Here is a 1,061-nt window from a genome sequence, read left to right as displayed (position 1 = left end):
GGCCGACTCGCTGCGCGGCGGGAACCAGGAACTCATCGCCGCCAACCGGATCGTGGAGAACCTCCCGGCCCTCGCGGACGCGGCTGCCCGCGGCATGTCCGGGGCCGACCTGACCGTCCTCAACGGCAGCGACGGCGTCAACCAGATGGCGGCCGGCATCGTCAGCCAGGGCCTCGCGATCCTGCACTCCCTCCAGCACTCGACGGCCCCGCACGGCGACGGCAAGGCCACCCCGGCCGCCCGCTTCCCTGAGCGCACCTGAGCGCACCTGAGCCCGTCAGGACTTCAGGCGCCGAATGCGGTCGAACAGGTCGACGAGGTTCTGGACGTCGCTCCGGTCCCCCAGCCATCGGCTCTGCCACGTCCCGCTGGGGTGCTCCACCTTCAGCCGGTAGTTGTGGGACTCGAACCGGCCTTCCGGAGCGAAGCTTTCCGAGTACAGGTGGTCGGCCGAGAAGCGGCAGTCCGGGAAGGTCTCGTAGTTCAAGTCGAGGATGCCCCAGGGGTTCTCGGCACGGACGCCGGTCCGGGTGAGGATCAGGCTCTCGGGCAGACGGAAGACGCCTCTCCGCCGGGTCTGCCACACGGCGAGGATCTCGCCGACGGCGACGCCATGGACGGTTGCCGCACTCCGCACCGCCGTCGGCGGGGGGCCGCTGGGGGTGATGGTGAACTGGCTGACCCGGCCCATCTCCCTCATGGCCTTGTGCAGTTGCCGCTCGAAGACCACGTCCGGAGTCCGGAGCACGGGCGGCCGTGCCGGGGCTTCGTCCGTCGGGGCAGCCGGGTTCGGAAAGAGGCGCACCTGGGCGAGGTCGCTCTGCGCCTGGTTGGGGACGTGGAGCTCGGGCCGGGGCACGTCGTCCTCGCCGAGGCGGCCGAGGATGCGGACCGTCACGTCGGCGACCTGACGGAGCGTCAGTGGGCCCGGGTGGGCGGGGTCGCCGGCACGCAGAGCGGCGAGCAGGGCCCAGGTGAAGAGGGTGTGGGTGTCGCGGTCGGCCAGCCGGGCCTCGTCCTTGGCGCCGGCGGCGCAGAACAGTGCGACGCCGCTGTCCAGC

General features: G+C 71.9%; 1 protein-coding gene and 1 pseudogene. One reads left to right on the top strand and one right to left on the bottom strand.

Annotation, left to right across the window (positions count from 1 at the left end; translation table 11 throughout):
* Positions 1-262, top strand: a pseudogene (locus AB0O00_RS41230) (flotillin); the annotation flags it as partial.
* Positions 263-277: 15 nt separating this feature from the next.
* Here AB0O00_RS41230 and AB0O00_RS41225 read toward each other — a convergent pair.
* The coding region (locus AB0O00_RS41225) for a hypothetical protein (RefSeq protein WP_363659776.1) at positions 278-1,061 on the bottom strand (784 nt) is incomplete at its 5' end.

The organism is Kitasatospora sp. NPDC093558, assembly GCF_040683475.1.
Lineage (GTDB): Bacteria > Actinomycetota > Actinomycetes > Streptomycetales > Streptomycetaceae > Kitasatospora.
Note: the sequence above shows the minus strand (reverse complement) of the source record. Positions and strands in the feature narration are given on the sequence as shown.